The sequence below is a fragment of the Nonomuraea sp. NPDC059194 genome, assembly GCF_042754765.1.
GTDB lineage: Bacteria > Actinomycetota > Actinomycetes > Streptosporangiales > Streptosporangiaceae > Nonomuraea.
In genome coordinates, this window is record NZ_JBHZBH010000005.1 from 288357 (window position 1) to 303286 (window position 14930).

The 14930-nt window shown below is 70.9% G+C and carries 15 protein-coding genes; 10 read left to right on the plus strand and 5 right to left on the minus strand.

Translation table 11 applies throughout. The features are described from left to right. Positions 1-17 precede the first annotated feature (17 nt). The 3 genes from ACFXJ8_RS10325 to ACFXJ8_RS10335 are packed head-to-tail and all read left to right on the plus strand — an operon-like array spanning position 18 to position 3955. Positions 18-1319, plus strand: a complete 1302-nt coding sequence (locus ACFXJ8_RS10325; RefSeq protein ID WP_379643531.1) for an FAD-dependent oxidoreductase — start codon at positions 18-20, stop codon at positions 1317-1319. A 41-nt stretch (positions 1320-1360) separates the two neighbouring features. Continuing rightward, positions 1361-2788: a cellulase family glycosylhydrolase gene (locus tag ACFXJ8_RS10330; RefSeq protein ID WP_379643532.1), complete on the plus strand. Its 1428-nt coding sequence runs from the start codon at positions 1361-1363 to the stop codon at positions 2786-2788. Between the two features lie 9 nt (positions 2789-2797). Next, the gene (locus ACFXJ8_RS10335) at positions 2798-3955 is read left to right on the plus strand and encodes a DUF6986 family protein (RefSeq protein WP_379643533.1); all 1158 of its coding nucleotides are present in this window, start codon (positions 2798-2800) and stop codon (positions 3953-3955) included. Between the two features lie 111 nt (positions 3956-4066). Here ACFXJ8_RS10335 and ACFXJ8_RS10340 read toward each other — a convergent pair whose 3' ends face one another. From ACFXJ8_RS10340 to ACFXJ8_RS10360, 5 genes are all read right to left on the minus strand, one after another. Next, positions 4067-4744, minus strand: coding sequence for a copper homeostasis protein CutC (locus tag ACFXJ8_RS10340; RefSeq protein WP_379643534.1), 678 nt, complete (start codon positions 4742-4744; stop codon positions 4067-4069). Between the two features lie 74 nt (positions 4745-4818). Beyond that, positions 4819-5397 carry a GNAT family N-acetyltransferase gene (locus ACFXJ8_RS10345; RefSeq protein ID WP_379643535.1) on the minus strand — a complete coding sequence of 193 codons (579 nt, stop codon included), beginning with the start codon at positions 5395-5397 and terminating at the stop codon, positions 4819-4821. 186 nt (positions 5398-5583) lie between these two features. Continuing rightward, positions 5584-6339: a GntR family transcriptional regulator gene (locus ACFXJ8_RS10350; RefSeq protein WP_379643536.1), complete on the minus strand. Its 756-nt coding sequence runs from the start codon at positions 6337-6339 to the stop codon at positions 5584-5586. 653 nt (positions 6340-6992) lie between these two features. After that, entirely contained in the window at positions 6993-7355 is a 363-nt protein-coding gene (locus ACFXJ8_RS10355) for a Zn-ribbon domain-containing OB-fold protein (RefSeq protein ID WP_379643537.1), read from the minus strand. 2 nt (positions 7356-7357) lie between these two features. Further along, a complete protein-coding gene (locus tag ACFXJ8_RS10360) occupies positions 7358-8497 on the minus strand; it encodes an acetyl-CoA acetyltransferase (RefSeq protein WP_379643538.1) in 1140 nt (379 codons plus the stop codon). A gap of 117 nt (positions 8498-8614) precedes the next feature. On the opposite strand from ACFXJ8_RS10360, the gene ACFXJ8_RS10365 reads away from it, so the two are divergent. The 7 genes from ACFXJ8_RS10365 (at position 8615) to ACFXJ8_RS10395 (ending at position 14726) form a co-directional block, all read left to right on the plus strand. Further along, on the plus strand, positions 8615-9223 hold the full coding sequence (locus tag ACFXJ8_RS10365; RefSeq protein WP_379643539.1) for a flavin reductase family protein: 609 nt from the start codon (positions 8615-8617) through the stop codon (positions 9221-9223). Continuing rightward, positions 9220-10320, plus strand: coding sequence for an acyl-CoA dehydrogenase family protein (locus tag ACFXJ8_RS10370; RefSeq protein WP_379643540.1), 1101 nt, complete (start codon positions 9220-9222; stop codon positions 10318-10320). Before ACFXJ8_RS10365 ends, ACFXJ8_RS10370 begins: the two co-directional genes overlap by 4 nt. After that, positions 10317-11075 carry an SDR family oxidoreductase gene (locus tag ACFXJ8_RS10375; protein WP_379643541.1) on the plus strand — a complete coding sequence of 253 codons (759 nt, stop codon included), beginning with the start codon at positions 10317-10319 and terminating at the stop codon, positions 11073-11075. Before ACFXJ8_RS10370 ends, ACFXJ8_RS10375 begins: the two co-directional genes overlap by 4 nt. Before the next feature lie 29 nt (positions 11076-11104). Continuing rightward, positions 11105-11467 carry a PadR family transcriptional regulator gene (locus ACFXJ8_RS10380; protein ID WP_379643542.1) on the plus strand — a complete coding sequence of 121 codons (363 nt, stop codon included), beginning with the start codon at positions 11105-11107 and terminating at the stop codon, positions 11465-11467. Beyond that, positions 11464-12504: a hypothetical protein gene (locus ACFXJ8_RS10385; RefSeq protein ID WP_379643543.1), complete on the plus strand. Its 1041-nt coding sequence runs from the start codon at positions 11464-11466 to the stop codon at positions 12502-12504. Before ACFXJ8_RS10380 ends, ACFXJ8_RS10385 begins: the two co-directional genes overlap by 4 nt. A gap of 91 nt (positions 12505-12595) precedes the next feature. Beyond that, complete coding sequence (locus ACFXJ8_RS10390) at positions 12596-13897, plus strand: DUF2252 domain-containing protein (RefSeq protein ID WP_379643544.1); 1302 nt, start codon at positions 12596-12598, stop codon at positions 13895-13897. Between the two features lie 82 nt (positions 13898-13979). After that, complete coding sequence (locus tag ACFXJ8_RS10395) at positions 13980-14726, plus strand: SDR family oxidoreductase (protein ID WP_379643545.1); 747 nt, start codon at positions 13980-13982, stop codon at positions 14724-14726. The last annotated feature ends 204 nt before the right edge of the window (positions 14727-14930 follow it).

Sequence of the window (14930 nt, forward strand, 5' to 3'; positions counted from 1 at the left end):
GCCACCAAGGAGGCAGCGTGTCGTTGCGCGTGGCAGTCGTCGGATCGGGCCCCGCCGGCATCTACACGGCGGAGGCGCTGGTCAAACAGTCGGCCGATCCTGTCGAGGTGGACGTGCTCGAACGGCTGCCCACGCCGTACGGGCTCGTGCGCTACGGGGTGGCGCCCGACCACACCTCGATCAAGTCGATCGCCAACTATCTCAGGAAGGTTCTCGAACAGCCGGGTATCCGGTTTCTCGGCGGGGTGACGCTCGGCGCCGAGGTCTCCGTCGATGACCTGCTGGCCTGCTACGACGCCGTCGTCTACTGCACGGGCGCGATGGTCGACAGGAAGATGGGCATCCCCGGCGAGGACCTGCTGGGCAGCGTCGCCGCGACGGACTTCGTGAACTGGTACTGCGGCCACCCCGACGTCTCGCCCGACAAATTCGAGCTCGACAGCCCCGAGGTCGCCGTGATCGGCGTGGGCAACGTGGCCGTGGACGTGGTGCGGGTGCTGGCCAAGACCGCCGAGGACCTGCGCGCCACCGACGTGCCCGCCGACGTGCTGGACCGGCTGGCCGACAGCCAGGTCAAGGCCATCCACATGATCGGGCGGCGCGGCCCCGAGCACGCCAAGTTCACCCTGAAGGAGCTGCGCGAGCTGGGCGAGGTGGCCAACGCGGACGTGTGCGTGCGCCCCGACGAGGCCGTGGTGCTCGGCGGCGACTTCCCCCGGCAAGTCAAGGGCAACATCGACGTGCTGCGGTCGTGGTCGGAGCGCGTTCCGGCGGGCCGGCCGCGCAGGCTGGACGTGCGGTTCTGGCTGCGTCCGGTGGAGATCCTCGGCACCACCCGGGTGGAGGGGCTGCGGCTGGAGCGGACCAGGCTGTCGCAGGACGGCAGGGTCGTGGGCACGGGCGAGTTCGAGACGCTGCCGGTCGGGATGGTGCTGCGCTCGGTCGGCTACCAGAGCGTTCCGCTGCCCGGCGTGCCGTTCTCCACCGAGACGATGACCGTGCCGAACGTCGCGGGCAGGGTCCGCGACCGGGAGTACGTGGCGGGCTGGCTCAAGCGCGGGCCGACCGGCGTGATCGGGACCAACAAGTCCGACGCCGCGGAGACGGTCAGGACGCTGCTGGCGGACGCGCCTTCGGGTGCGGCCGGCTCGATCGACGACCTGCTGGCCGAGCGGGGCGTCAGGCCCGTCACCTACGACGACTGGCTGGCCATCGAGACGGCCGAGGCTGAGCTGGCCAGGACGCTTGACAGGGGCGAGCGGGTCAAGCTGGTCGGCCTGGAGGCCATGCTCGCGGCCTGCGGCCGAACTGTAACATGAGTACCGTTCACCTTTAGCGGCTTGGCGGGTTAGGGTCCACCATGCGCCGCTCACTCGCCTTCGCGACCCTCGCCGCCCTCCTGGCCGCGCCCCTGCCGGCCGAGGCGTCCACCGACCCCGGCCACACCCCCAGCCCCGCCCACGGCCGCTCCCCCGACACGATCACCGTCGACGGCCGGACCCACTTCACCGACGACGACGGCCGCGTCATCAAACTGCGCGGCTTCAACGCCGGCAAGTGGGCCACCGACAGGGTCACCGAGGCCGACGTCAGGGCCATGGCGGACAAGGGGATGAACTTCCTGCGGCTGATCGTCCAGTGGCAGTACATCGAGCCGCAGAAGGACGTCTACGACCAGGAGTACCTGAGCTACGTCGACCGCGTCCTCGGCTGGGCCGACAGGTACGGCCTGCAGGTCATGATCGACATGCACCAGGACGTCTACGGCCCGAAGTTCGGCGGCCACAACGGCATCCCCGAGTGGGCGACGCGCGACGACGGCCTGCCGTTCGAGCGCAACCCCGACGACTGGTTCCAGGACTACTTCCAGCCCGCCGTGATGGCCGCCTTCGAGCACCTCTACGAGGACGCCGACCTGCGCGCCGAGCAGGTGGAGATGTGGCAGACCCTGGTCAGGAAGGTCTCCGGGCACCGCTCGCTGCTCGGCTACGACCTGTTCAACGAGCCGTTCGGCAAGTTCCTGGAGGGCGAGGACCTGGTCACGGCCTCGGGCAGGATCGAGCGGACGCAGCTCGCCGACATGTACCGCCGCCTGATCGCGGGCATCAGGGCCTACGACAGGAAGTCGTGGATCTTCGTGGAGCCGACGGTGCTGGTCGGCGAGGGCGTGCCGACCCAGCTGCCGGCGTTCGACGACCCCAAGGTGGGCTACGCCCCGCACATGTACTCCACCAGCGTGGAGGCGGGCGGCGACTGGGATCCGGCCAGCGGCTTCATCGAGCGCTACGAGGCCGCCATCGGCCAGTACCCCACCGCCAACCGGATGCCCGTGGTCGTCGGCGAGTGGGGGCCGCCCAACAGCCGCCTGCCGGGCAACCGGCAGCTCGTCACCGGTTCGGTGGCGGCCATGAACCGCTTCGCCTCCGGCTGGGCGATGTTCTACTGGTGCCGGTCGGACTCCGGCGGCTACTGCCAGCTCGACGGCAGGGGCAACGTCGCGCCCGGCGCCGAGCCCGCCCTCGCCGCCTACGCCCGCCGCGTCGCGGGCCTGCCGGTCTCCGAGTCCTACGACGCGGCCGCCAGGAAGCTCACGCTCACCTACACCACCAGGCGCGGCGTGCACGCACCGACCGAGATCTCGGTGCCGAAGGAGTTCTTCCCACGCGGCGTGCGGGTCAAGGTCACCGGCGTCCGCTCTGCCACGACCTCGCATCGAAATGGACTGCTGAAGGTGGCGGTCCGCGCCCGCCCCGGCACCGCCGTGACCGTGACGGTCACGCCTCGATAGCGTGTGACGATGCGCATCACCGTCGACGGTTTCGAGGACGTCCACCGCACCCAGCAGGCCCGCTATCCCGTACTGGACCTCAGAACGGGGCCCGGCTGGCAGCCCGTGCACACGGCCTACGTTCCCGCCGACCTGTTCTCCGCCTCGACGCCCTCCTCGTGGGGCGGCCAGGCGCTCGACCTGATGAAGGCGCATCTGCCCGACGCCGCCGCCATGGCCGAGGTGTTCGAGCTCCCCTCGGACCTGGCGGCGGGCGTGCACGCGCGCGTGGCCGCCAAGCTCGCCGCCGAGCCGGTCGAGGACCTGCGCGTCGACTTCGAGGACGGGTACGGCCTGCGTCCCGACGCGGAGGACGGCGACGCCGTGGCCGCCGCGTCGGCGCTGGCCCGCCTGCACGCCGAGGGCGGCCTGCCGCGCCGGTGGGGGCTGCGGATCAAGTCGTTCGCCGACGGCGACCCCGATCGTGCGGTCCGCACGCTGGAGCTGTTCCTCACCGAGCTGGTCGCGCGGGCGGGCACCCTGCCGCCCGGCTTCACGCTCACCTTCCCCAAGGTGCTCATGGAGAAGTACCTGGGGCAGTTCGCCGGGGTGCTGGCCGAGCTGGAGAGCAGGCTCGGGCTGCCCTCGCCGCTGCGCTTCGAGATCCAGGTCGAGGCCCCGCAGACCGTCATGTTCCTGCGCTCCGACCTCGCCGAGTCGCTCGGCGGGCGGCTCGCGGCGGCCCACTTCGGCGTCTTCGACTACACCGCCGCGCTCGGCCTGCCCCCGCACGAGCAGCGCCTCGACCATCCCGCCTGCGACCACGCCCGCCACGTCATGCAGACCGCGTTCGCCGGGACGGGCGTCGAGCTGTCGGACGGGTCGCTGGCCGCCTCGCCCGCCTCCGACTCGACGGCGGACGTGCACGCGCTGTGGCGCAGGCACGCGGCCCTGGTCAGGCACTCGCTGTCGCACGGGTTCTACCAGGGGTGGGACATGCACCCCTCCCACCTGGTGTCCCGCTTCGCCACCGTGTACGCCTTCCACCTGGCGCACTACGACGCGTATGCGGCCAGGGTGCGGGCGTGGGAGGAGCGCAGGGCGGCGGGCGGCGGCGTGATGGACGAGCCCGCCACGATCAAGACCCTGGTGGCGGCGCTGCACCGGGCAGACTCCGCCTTGGATTGATCTGGGGGGCGACGTTGCGGCGGGGACCGGAGCCCTGCTCGAGCACGCGTGATGGACGGGCGGCCACCGGTGACCACGGTGGCCTTGGCCCGGCCTGCCGTACGAGAAGAACTAGAGGTCGCGGTCGATGAGCGCGCGCCACTGAGCGACGAGCTGGGCGTCGACGGGGACGGTCCACGACGAACGGACCGCGCTACCCACGTGGAAGGCGCGCACCCCGTAGTCGAGCAGCGTGGGGATATGGCGCAGCTTAAGCCCGCCACCGGCCAGGATCAGGCCCGCGTCGCCCGCCTCGGCGCGCGCCTTCAGCACCGGCAGCCCCTCCGAGACGCCCGCGGGCGAGCCCGACGTCAGCACGGTGGCCAGGTTCGGCAGCAACCGCACCGCCCGCCACGCGGCCTGCACGTCCGCGGCATGGTCCACCGCCCGGTGGAACGTCCACGGCAGCGGCGAGACCGCATGGATGAGCGCCTCGGTCGCCTCCAGGTCCACGGCGCCCTCGGAGGTGAGGAAGCCGAACACGAACCCCGCCGCGCCCGCCTCGGCCAGCCCCTTCACCTCGGACAGCAGCTTGTCGAGCGACTCGGGGGTGAAGTTCGGGTCGGTGCGCAGCATGACCATCTGGGGCAGCGCGCACTCTCTGGCGATCGCGGCGACCGTCTCCGTCGCTGGGGTGAGCCCGTCGGCCGCCATGTCGGCGACGACCTCGACACGGTCGGCGCCCCCCTCTTCCGCGGCGACGGCGTCGCGCGCGTCGAGCGCGATCACCTCAAGCAAGGATCCGGTCATGAAAGAGAGGTTATCCCCTCAACTGCCCTCCTCTTGGCATAGAGGAGGGCAGTGGTCATTCCTGACAAATCACGTCAGGCGTTGACAAGGTCCATGGTCCGGAAGAGGCCCTCCGCGACGCCGGCACGCAGTTCGGCGGGCCGCTGGAACAGCGCGCCCGAGGCCCGGTGCGGCAGGTCCACCGTGCGGAGGTGGCGGAAGCCGCGCCGCCGGTAGTACTGCTGGAGCCGCGGGTTGTCCTTCGAGCAGTCGAGCCGCAGCCAGTCGAGTCCCGACGCGGCGACGACCACCCCCGCCCAGTCGAGCAACGCGTCACCGAGGCCGGTTCCTGCGGCGGCGCGGGAGACGGCGAGCTTGTGGACGTAGAGGGCCGCGTCGGGCCGGTCCGCCTGCGTCCAGAACTCGGCGTCGGCGTGACCGTCGAGCGCGATGGTCGCGACGGTCTCCCCGAAGCGGCCTTCCAGCAGGTAGAGCACCTGTTCCTCGATCAACGGCACGATCCGCTCCGGCCCGAAGCCGCCGCGCGGCCACTGCCGCACGCCCCGCAGGTGGAGCCATTCGGCGGTGTCGGCGAGGAGGGTGAGGACGCCGGGGAGGTCGTCGGGTACGGCCCGCCGAAGGGTCAGCGGGGGAAGGAGGGTGTTGGAGTGCATGATTCTGCCCTTCGTTCCGATGGGTAACGGAGTGAACACGTAGCGTGCTCGTCCGGTGGCACACGGCTTTCATGGCGATATTTCAGGGAAAAATGCAATTTGGGGGAGTATGCACAACTCCTCCGTGCCCAGCGCGGAAGAATGACCCGCGCCGCACGGACGGGATCACCCCCAAGCGAGACTGGTCTAGCGGAGACCCAGCTCGTATCGGATCAAGTGCTTGTCAGCCGGGAGCACCGACACGGCCACGCGCACGGGCGCGTCCGAACGGTCGTAGCCGACCCTGATGTAGACGACCACCGGGGTCCCCAGCTCCAACTGGAGGCGCTCGGCCTCCTCCTGGTTCGGCATCCGCGCCATGATGTCGTCGACCACCCGTACCTGCTTGTGGCCGAGCTCTTCGAGCACCCTGTTCGCCCCGCGGGCGATGTCTCCTGGCCTGGTGATCTCGGAGTCCCGCACCAGGTCCAGCGGGAAGTAGGAGTCGTTGGTGTTGTACGGCTGGCCGTCGACGAACCGCAGCCTGCGCCTGACGACCGCCAGATCGCTGTCGCCCAGCTCCAGCCGGCTGGCGATCTCCTCGACCGGGCTGACGATCTGCACCTCGATCGTCTGGCTCGGCTCGCGGCCCTCCTGGGAGACGGCGTAGGCGAACGCCTCCCGCACCTCACCGCGCGGCTGCGGAGCGAGCTCTCGCTGCGGGTACATCAGCAGCGGCCGGCGATCGCGCACGACCGTGCCGCGCCGGGGCGCCCGCGTGACGAGGCCCTCGTTCACCAGCTCACCGAGCGCCAGTCTGACGGTATTGCGACTAACGCCGTATTTGTCCTGAAGATGGGCTTCTGTGGGCAATTGTGCCCCAGGGCCGAGGTCGCCGGAGTAGATGGCCCTTCGCAGATCCGAAGCCACCTGCTGATACAGCGACGACCGTGCCACTTTCACCCCTTTTGTTCCAACAATTTAGACGATCTGGTTCTAGCTAGCTACAACCCCTTGACCGGAGCGCCTTGACAGCCGCATCATCCATTCGTTGGTACAAATCCATCGAAAGGTCGGGCGAGGGGGTGACGGCCGGTGTTACCGGTCCGCGCGGGTACGCCGCACCAGCCCTGGCACGACCCCCGCGAGGCAACACGTTTACTGCGTTACGCGTTGCACCGCCAGGGGTTCTCCCACACCTACCAGAGCAGTGGAAACGGTATGTCCGTGCTGTCTGTACTGACCGAGTTGACCGTGTGGTGCAAGGACGGCTCGTTTCAATGGGACGAGGAAGGGTCAACCGTCACCCACCCGATCGACGACCCGGTAGGCGCGGCACTCCGCATCGCCGAGCACTACCGGTACCCAACTTCAGACGGTCACTCCCCTACTAATGGGAAAGTTGCTAAGTGGACTGCCACTACGGCCCTGACCAGGGACAACAGTGGGGTGGCAGGCTGACGAGCAGGTTTCCCATTAGTACCGGCTCCGTGCGCGAGCACTCGGCGTAGGACCCCATCCCTCGCCGGGGTCCTGGGTCGACGCGCACGGTACGGAGGCGCGTCCTGGCGGGTCCCCCACGCCCGCCAGGGCGCGCTCTCTTTTGCTTCGGCCGGTCAGGCGGTCCACTCGATCAGCGGCTCGTCGGTGAACAGCGCCCGCACCCGCTGTCCCTGACGCGGCTCGCCCTTACCCCGCCAGGTGCCGTACAGCACGCACCCCCGCGCCTCGGCCAGCCGTACCCGCACGACCGTGGCGGGCGCCGGAGCCCGCCAGTGGGTGACGATCCAGCTCTCCACCAGCCCCTCGGGCGCCACCGGCGCCCACGACCACCCCTCGGTACGGCACGCCGCGCAGAACGCCCTGGCCGGGAATCTGGCCAGCCCGCACGAGGAGCACCGCTGCACCGCGAGCACTCCCCTGGCCACCAGCTCCCACCACTCGGCCGAGTCCCTGTCCACGCCCACCTTGTCGTCCACGCTCATCCCTTTCGGAGGATCAGGGCCGAGGTGGCGGGGAGGATGTGGCCGGGCTGGGCGGTGGACAGCGCCACCTCGGCCCCCTCCACCTGCCGCTCCCCCGCGTCCCCGCGCAGTTGGGAGACGGCCTCGGCGACGTGGTTGAGCCCGTGCACGTACCCCTCGGACAGGAACCCGCCGTGGGTGTTGACCGGCGGCCCCTCCCCCGAGGCTGCGAAGGGGCCGCCCTCGCCCTTGGCGCAGAAGCCGTAGTCCTCCAGCTGGACGATCACCGAGTAGGTGAAGCAGTCGTACAGCTCGGCCACGTCGATGTCGCCGGGTCCGAGGCCCGCCATGCCGTACAGGCGGGGGGCCAGAGCGGCGGCGGCGGTCACGGTCGGCTCGCCGGGGGCCAGGAAGGAGTCGCCGCCTCCCCACGCCGCGCCGGAGATCAGCACGGGCGTCCTGCGCAGGTCGCGGGCGCGTTCGGCGGTGGTGACGACCACCGCGCACGCGCCGTCGGTCTCCAGGCAGCAGTCGAGCAGGCGCAGCGGCTCGGCGATGGGACGGCTGGCGAGGTAGTCGTCGAGGGTGATGGGCGTGCGCATCAGGGCCCGGGGGTTGGCCGCCGCGAAGGAGCGCTGCCGGACCGCCACCTGCCCGAAGTGTTCGGCGCTGGTGCCGTACTTCAGCATGTGGGCGCGGGCGTACATGGCGAACTGCTGGACGGGGGCGCCGTAGCCGTATGGGGCGAGGTACTGCGTCTCGGGGCTCGGGTTCGGCGCCGTCCCCATGCGGAACTCGGACCTGGCGTTGATCGCCCGGTAGCAGACCACCGTCTCGGCGATGCCCGCGGCCACCGCGAGTGCGGCCTGACCGACGACCGCATGCGAGACGCTGCCGCCGCCGAAGTGGTCGAGGTGCCAGGTGGGCGCGGCGATCCCGAGCGCGGGGCCGACCAGGGAGGGCGCGGCCGAGTCGCCGACCCGGTGGGTGGCCAGGCCGTCCACGTCGTCGGCGGTGAGCCCGGCGTCGTCGAGCGCGGCGAGCACGGCTCTGCAGGCGAGGGTCAGCGTGCTGACGCCCGAGTTCTTGGCGAACGGCGTGTAGCCGACTCCCGCGATCGCGGCGGCGTCCCTGAAATCAAGCAAGCGCTTGGCCACACACCTGACGCTATGCGGCGCCGGAAACCGATGTCAACGCGTTGACAGGCTTTCGGGGAAACGCCTAGCGTCCAAGCAAGCGCTTGGTAAGCTACAGTGGTGGACGAGGAGGCGCCCATGAGCACCCACGCTGCCCGGCTGATCGCGCCGGACGGCTGTGACGGCAGGCCGCATGTCGCGCCGTTCCAGCACGACACCCCCCATAGGAGCACCACGCCCAACGGGAGCAACGCCACGACGGACAACGGGGCCGCCGCCAGGCACTTCAGGTCGGTGCTGAGCAGGTTCGCCACCGGCGTCGTCGCCATCACCGCCCTCGATCCCGGCACCGGGGCGCCGAGCGGCCTGGCGGCCAACTCCTTCACCTCCGTCTCGCTCGACCCGCCGCTGGTCGCCTTCTGCGTCGCGCACACCAGCACCAGCTGGCCCAGGCTCCGCGCGGCGCGAACGCTCACCGTCAACGTGCTCGCCGAGCACCAGCAGCAGGTGTGCGCGCAGCTCGCGGCCAGGGGCGGCGACAAGTTCGCGGGTCTCGCCTGGACCCGCTCCCCCGGCGGCAACCCCTTACTCGAAGGCGCGCTGGCCTGGCTGGAGTGCTCGGTCGAGGCCGAACACCCCGCGGGCGACCACGTGATCGTCGTGGCCAGGGTTCACCAGCTCGACACCCACGCCGACGGCGGCCCGCTGCTGTTCTTCCGCGGCGGGTACGGGCGGTTCGCCTCATGACGCTCAGGCAGGAGGCCAGGGCGTGGCTGGAGGCGGCGCTGACCGGCGAGTTCGCGCACGCCCGCGGGCTCGGCGGCCCGGGCCGCGAGCACGAGGGTCACGAGGTACGGCACGCGTGGGAGCGCCACCTCGGCAGGGCCGGCTGGACGTGCCTGGCCTGGCCCAAGGAGTACGGCGGGCGCGAGGCCTCTCTCGAGGACCAGATCGCCTTCCACGAGGAGTACGCGATGGCCGACGCCCCCGCGCGGGTCGGCCACATCGGCGAGGGGCTGATCGGCCCCACGATCCTCGACTTCGGGTCGCGGGAGCAGAAGGACCGTTTCCTGCCCCCGATCCAGCGCGGCGACGAGCTGTGGTGCCAGGGCTACTCCGAGCCCGAGGCCGGCTCCGACCTGGCCAACGTCCAGACCAGGGCGGTGCTCGACGGCGGCGAGTGGGTCGTCACGGGGCAGAAGGTCTGGACGTCGCTCGCGCACGTGGCCGACTGGTGCTTCGCGCTGTGCCGTACCGAGGAAGGCTCCAGGCGGCACCACGGCCTGTCGTACCTGCTGGTCCCGATGCGGCAGGACGGCGTCGAGGTGCGGCCGATCAGGCAGCTCACCGGCACCGCCGAGTTCAACGAGGTGTTCTTCGACGGCGCCAGGACCGCGAAGGAGAACATCCTGGGGGCGCCAGGCGAGGGCTGGCGGGTGGCGATGGCCACGCTCGGCTACGAGCGCGGCGCCTCCACGCTCGGCCAGCAGATCGGCTTCCGGCGCGAGCTGGCCAAGGTCGTCGAGGCGGCCCGCCGTACCGGCGCCATCGATGACCCCCTGATCAGGGACGAGCTCGCCCGGTCGTGGCTGGAGCTGCGGATCATGCGCTTCAACGCGCTGCGGCCGGACGCCGAGCCGTCGATCGCCAAGCTCTACTGGTCGCAGTGGCACCAGCGCCTGGGCGAGCTGGCCCAGGCGGTGCTGGGCAAGGAGGGCCTGGTGGGCGAGCTCGGCGAGTTGCAGCGGCTCTACCTGTTCAGCCGCGCCGACACCATTTACGCGGGGTCGAGCGAGATCCAGCGCACCATCATCGCCGAACGCACCCTGGGGCTGCCGAAGTGAAGTCGCACGGTCTGCTCGAAGGAAGGGTAACGCTGGTCACCGCGGCGGCGGGAACCGGCATCGGCTACGCCACCGCCAGGCGGTGCGCGGAGGAGGGCGCGATCGTCGTCATCTCCGACCGGCACGAGCGGCGGCTGGCGGAGGCGGCCGGGGCGCTGGCCGAGCTGACGGGGGTCGAGCCGCTGGCCGTACCGTGTGATGTCACCCGCGAGGCCGAGGTGGGCGCGCTGTTCGAGGCGACGGTGGCCGCGCACGGGCGGCTCGACGTGCTCGTCAACAACGCGGGCCTCGGCGGTACGGCCGAGCTGGCCGAGATGGCCGACGAGCAGTGGCACGCGGTGCTCGACGTGACGCTGACGGGCACGATGCGCTGCACGCGGGCCGCGCTGCGGCACATGATCCCGCGGGGCGCGGGCGTGGTCGTCAACAACGCCTCCGTGGTGGGCTGGAGGGCGCAGCGGGGCCAGTCGCACTACGCCGCGGCCAAGGCCGGGGTCATGGCGCTGACCAGGTGCGCGGCCATGGAGGCCGCCGAGCACGGGATCAGGGTCAACGCGGTCGCGCCCTCGCTGGCCATGCACCCGTTCCTGTCCAGGGTCACCACGTCGGAGGTGCTGGCCGAGCTGGCGGACAGGGAGGCGTTCGGCAGGGCGGCGCAGCCGTGGGAGGTGGCCAACGTGATCGTCTTCCTGGCAAGCGACTACTCCGGCTACATGACGGGAGAGGTCGTCTCGGTTTCGAGCCAGCGCGCCTGATATCTTGTCCGACATGTTATGGTGAACCCATGAATATGACGGAGCCCATGTTCCTGGCTCTGACGGCACTCCTCGACGAGCCGCGCCACGGCTACGGGATCGTGCAGGAAGTGGAACGGCTGTCCGAGGGCAAGGTGCAGCTCAAGATCGGCACGCTGTACGGCGTGCTCGACCGGCTCGCCGCCGACGGCCTCGTCGAGCTCGACCGTGAAGAAGTGCAGTCGGGGCGGCTGCGCCGCTACTACCGCCTCACCGACGCCGGAGAGGGCGCGCTCCAGACGGAGGTCGCCAGGCTGTCCGGCACCCTCCAGACCGCCACCGAGCGGCTTGACGCCCGCCGTCGCGCCCCCCAGGCCACCCCCCGACCGTCGACCGCCGGAGGTCATGCATGACCCTGCTGGAGCAGCGCTACCGCTTCGTGCTCAGGATGCTGCCCGCGTCCTACCGGGCCGAGCGCGAAGAGGAGATGGTCGACGCCTTCCTCGACGGCGCGGAGCGGATCCGCGACGAGGACAACGCGCGGCCGAGCTGGCGCGAGATCGCCTCCGTGGCCGCGCTGGCGATCCGGGTGAGGGCGGGCGGGCTCGGCGCCGCCCCCCGCTACCGGGAGATGGGAGACGCGGTCAGGCTGGTCGCCCTGCTCGGCCTGGGCTACCACGCCGTGCTGGGCTGGTACGGCGTCGCCGCCACGCTGGTCTCCACCGGTGTCGTAGGCGACCTCGACCCCGAGTACGTGATCACCGATCCGGCCCGGCTGGCGTGGGAGCTCGCGTCCACGGCGGCGGGCCTGGTGGCGGTCGCGGCCTTCGCCACGCTCGCCCTGGGAAGGGTGCGCGCGGCCAGGATCCTCACCTGGCTGAGCCTGCTGCACGTCGTGGTCATGACCGGGCTGGGCCTGCTGCAGGTGACCAGGGTGGGCTTGTTCATGTGGGAGCGGACGATCATCGAGCAGGCGCTCTACCTGCTGGCCATGGCGGCGCCCGGCGTGGCGCTGCTGATCGGCTACCACGAGGACGCGCCGGTGCGCCGCTCGCCGCTGCTCGCGGTGCTTCCGCTGGGACTGACCGCCCTGTACCTCACGGTCAATGCCGTCACCCTGCAGCGCCTGACCTCCTACACCGGCGACGGGCCGACCTGGGTGGCCGCGTGGACGGACCTGTACGGCCTGAGCGCGATCGCGGTCGGGGTGGCCGGCGTGCACTGCCTCGTCCGGCGTGCCTCGCCTGCGTGGGGTCTGGCCCTGGCCGCGGTCGCGATGCTGCTGGGCTTGATGCGGGCGCCCCTGCTGCCCCTGGACGCCGAGAGCATCGCCACGCAGCCGCTGGGGACCACGATGATCGCCCAGTTCGCGGCGCTGCTGCTGCTGGCCGCCGCGCTCGCCGTCGTGAGCGTCAGGTCGCTGCCCCGCGCTGCCCGCGCGTCGTCGTGAGCATCGGCGCGCTGCCCGCTCGTCGTCGTGAGCGTCGTGTCGCCGCCGCGCCCCACCTAGCTTGACGGGGCGCGCGGGCCTACTGTGAGCTATGGCGACACAGAGCCGCGCGTCACACCTCCTCGAGGTCCTGACCACCGAGTTCGGCCCTTCCATCGAGCGTGACCCCGCCGCGTTCCTGCGCAAGTTCAGGAAGATGGCGGGGTCGGCGTTCGCGTTCTACCGCGGCAGCGCAGCCGTCTTCTACGCCGACCTGACCGGTGACTTCGCCGACGACTCCTACCTCGACGGGCCGACCAGCCGGGTGTGGATCCACGGCGACCTGCACGCGGAGAACTTCGGCACCTACATGAACGCCTCCGGCGTCCTCGTCTTCAACGTCAACGACTTCGACGAGGCCTATGTCGGTCCCTACACCTGGGACCTGAAGCGCTTCGCGGCCAGCGTCGCCCTCATCGGGTACGGCAAGGCGCTGTCCGACGAGGCGATCTCCCGCCTGGTGAGCGACTTCGGCGCCGCCTACCTGGCCGAGCTGACCGCCATCGCCGAGGACGGCGACGACGCGATCGGCTCGCTGACGCTGGGCAGCACGACGGGAGTACTCCACCGGGTGCTGCAGTCGGCGCGGCTGCACACGCGCGTGGCCCTGCTCGACGTCGAGACGATGATCGACGACTACGACCGGCGCTTCGCGCTCATCGAGGGGCGCGAGCCGGTCTCGGAGCGGACCAGGGCGGCGGTGCTGGCCGCCTTCGACGACTACCGCACCACGCTGCCCGGCCGTACCAGGCCCGTCGAGCACGTCATCAAGGACGTGGCGCTGCGCAAGGGCGTCGGCATCGGCTCGGCGGGGCTGCCCTCCTACAACCTCCTGCTGGAGGGCCGCACGCAGGCGCTGGAGAACGACGTCATCCTCTACATGAAGCAGGCCCAGGTGCCCGCGGTGGCCAGGCACATCCACGATGAGAAGGTCAGCGCCTACTTCAGGCACCAGGGCCACAGGACCGCCGAGTCGCAGCGGGCCCTGCAGGCCTACGCCGACCCGTGGCTCGGCTACACGACGCTCGACGGGATCGGGCAGTTGGTGGCCGAGGTCTCGCCGTACTCCGCAGACCTCGACTGGGACGAGGTGAACGAACCGGGCGAGATGCGCTCGATCGTGCGTGACCTGGGCCGGGCGGTGGCGCGGATGCACTCCGTCGCCGACGACGAGTCCGCCCATGACCTGGTCGACTTCTCCACCGAGGAGGCGATCGTGGCCGTCATCGACGGTGACGCGGCCGGGTTCGTCGGGATGCTGGTCGACTTCGCCCACGCGTACGGCGCGCAGGTCCGCCAGGACCACCAGACCTTCGTCGACCTGTTCAGGAACGGCCGAATCCCCGGCCTCTAGCCACGACCGGAACGGCCCCTCTGGCGTCGACCGGTCGCGAGACTCTAGGAACCGACCGGTTGGTATGGCATGCTTCCAGAGCATGACTCTGTTCTCGGTGGAAGGCAAGAAGGTCGTCGTCACCGGCGGCTCCAGGGGTATCGGGCGGATGATCGCCGCGGGGTTCGTCGCGGCCGGCGCCACGGTCTACATCTCCGCGCGCAAGGCGGCCGAGGTCGACAAGGCCGCCGCCGAGCTGGGCTGCGTCGCGGTGCCCGCCGACCTGTCCACGCCCGATGGCGTCGCCACGCTGGCCGAGGCCGTCGAGGGGCCGCTGCACGTGCTGGTCAACAACGCGGGCGCGACCTGGGGCGCTCCGCTGGAGGAGTATCCCGAGCACGCCTTCGACAAGCTGTGGGGCATCAACGTGAAGGGCGTCTTCTACCTGACGCAGCGCTTCCTGCCGCACCTGCGCGCCGCCGCCGGTCCTGACGATCCCGCCAGAGTGATCAACATCGGCTCCATCGACGGCATCAGGGTCCCCGTGATGGAGAACTACGCCTACTCCGCGGCGAAGGCCGGCGTACACATGCTGACCAGGCATCTGGCCAGGCAGCTGGCGCCCGAGCACATCACGGTCAACGCGATCGCGCCGGGGCCGTTCGAGTCGAAGATGATGGCCTTCGCGCTCGACGACCCCGCCACCCGCGAGATGATCGCGGGTGGCGTGCCGCTCGGCAGGATCGGCCGCCCCGACGACATGGCCGGGGCGGCGATCTTCCTGGCCTCGCGGGCGGGCGCCTACCTGACCGGAACGGTGATCCCGGTGGACGGCGGGATCAGCGCCTGAGCCCGGAGCCGCGCGAACCAGTCCAGCGGGAAGGGCGGCCGGGCGAGCGGGGCGACGGCCACCACAGGCAGGTGGGGCAGTGGTTGCGATGGCGGACGCACGGGCTGGGGCAGGTCAGTCGCTAGGTCCCCTGCGGGGACGCCGCGCATGCGGGAAAATGTGGGTAGGTCGCCCGCCGACGTCGATATCCTCTTGGCGCAGGTG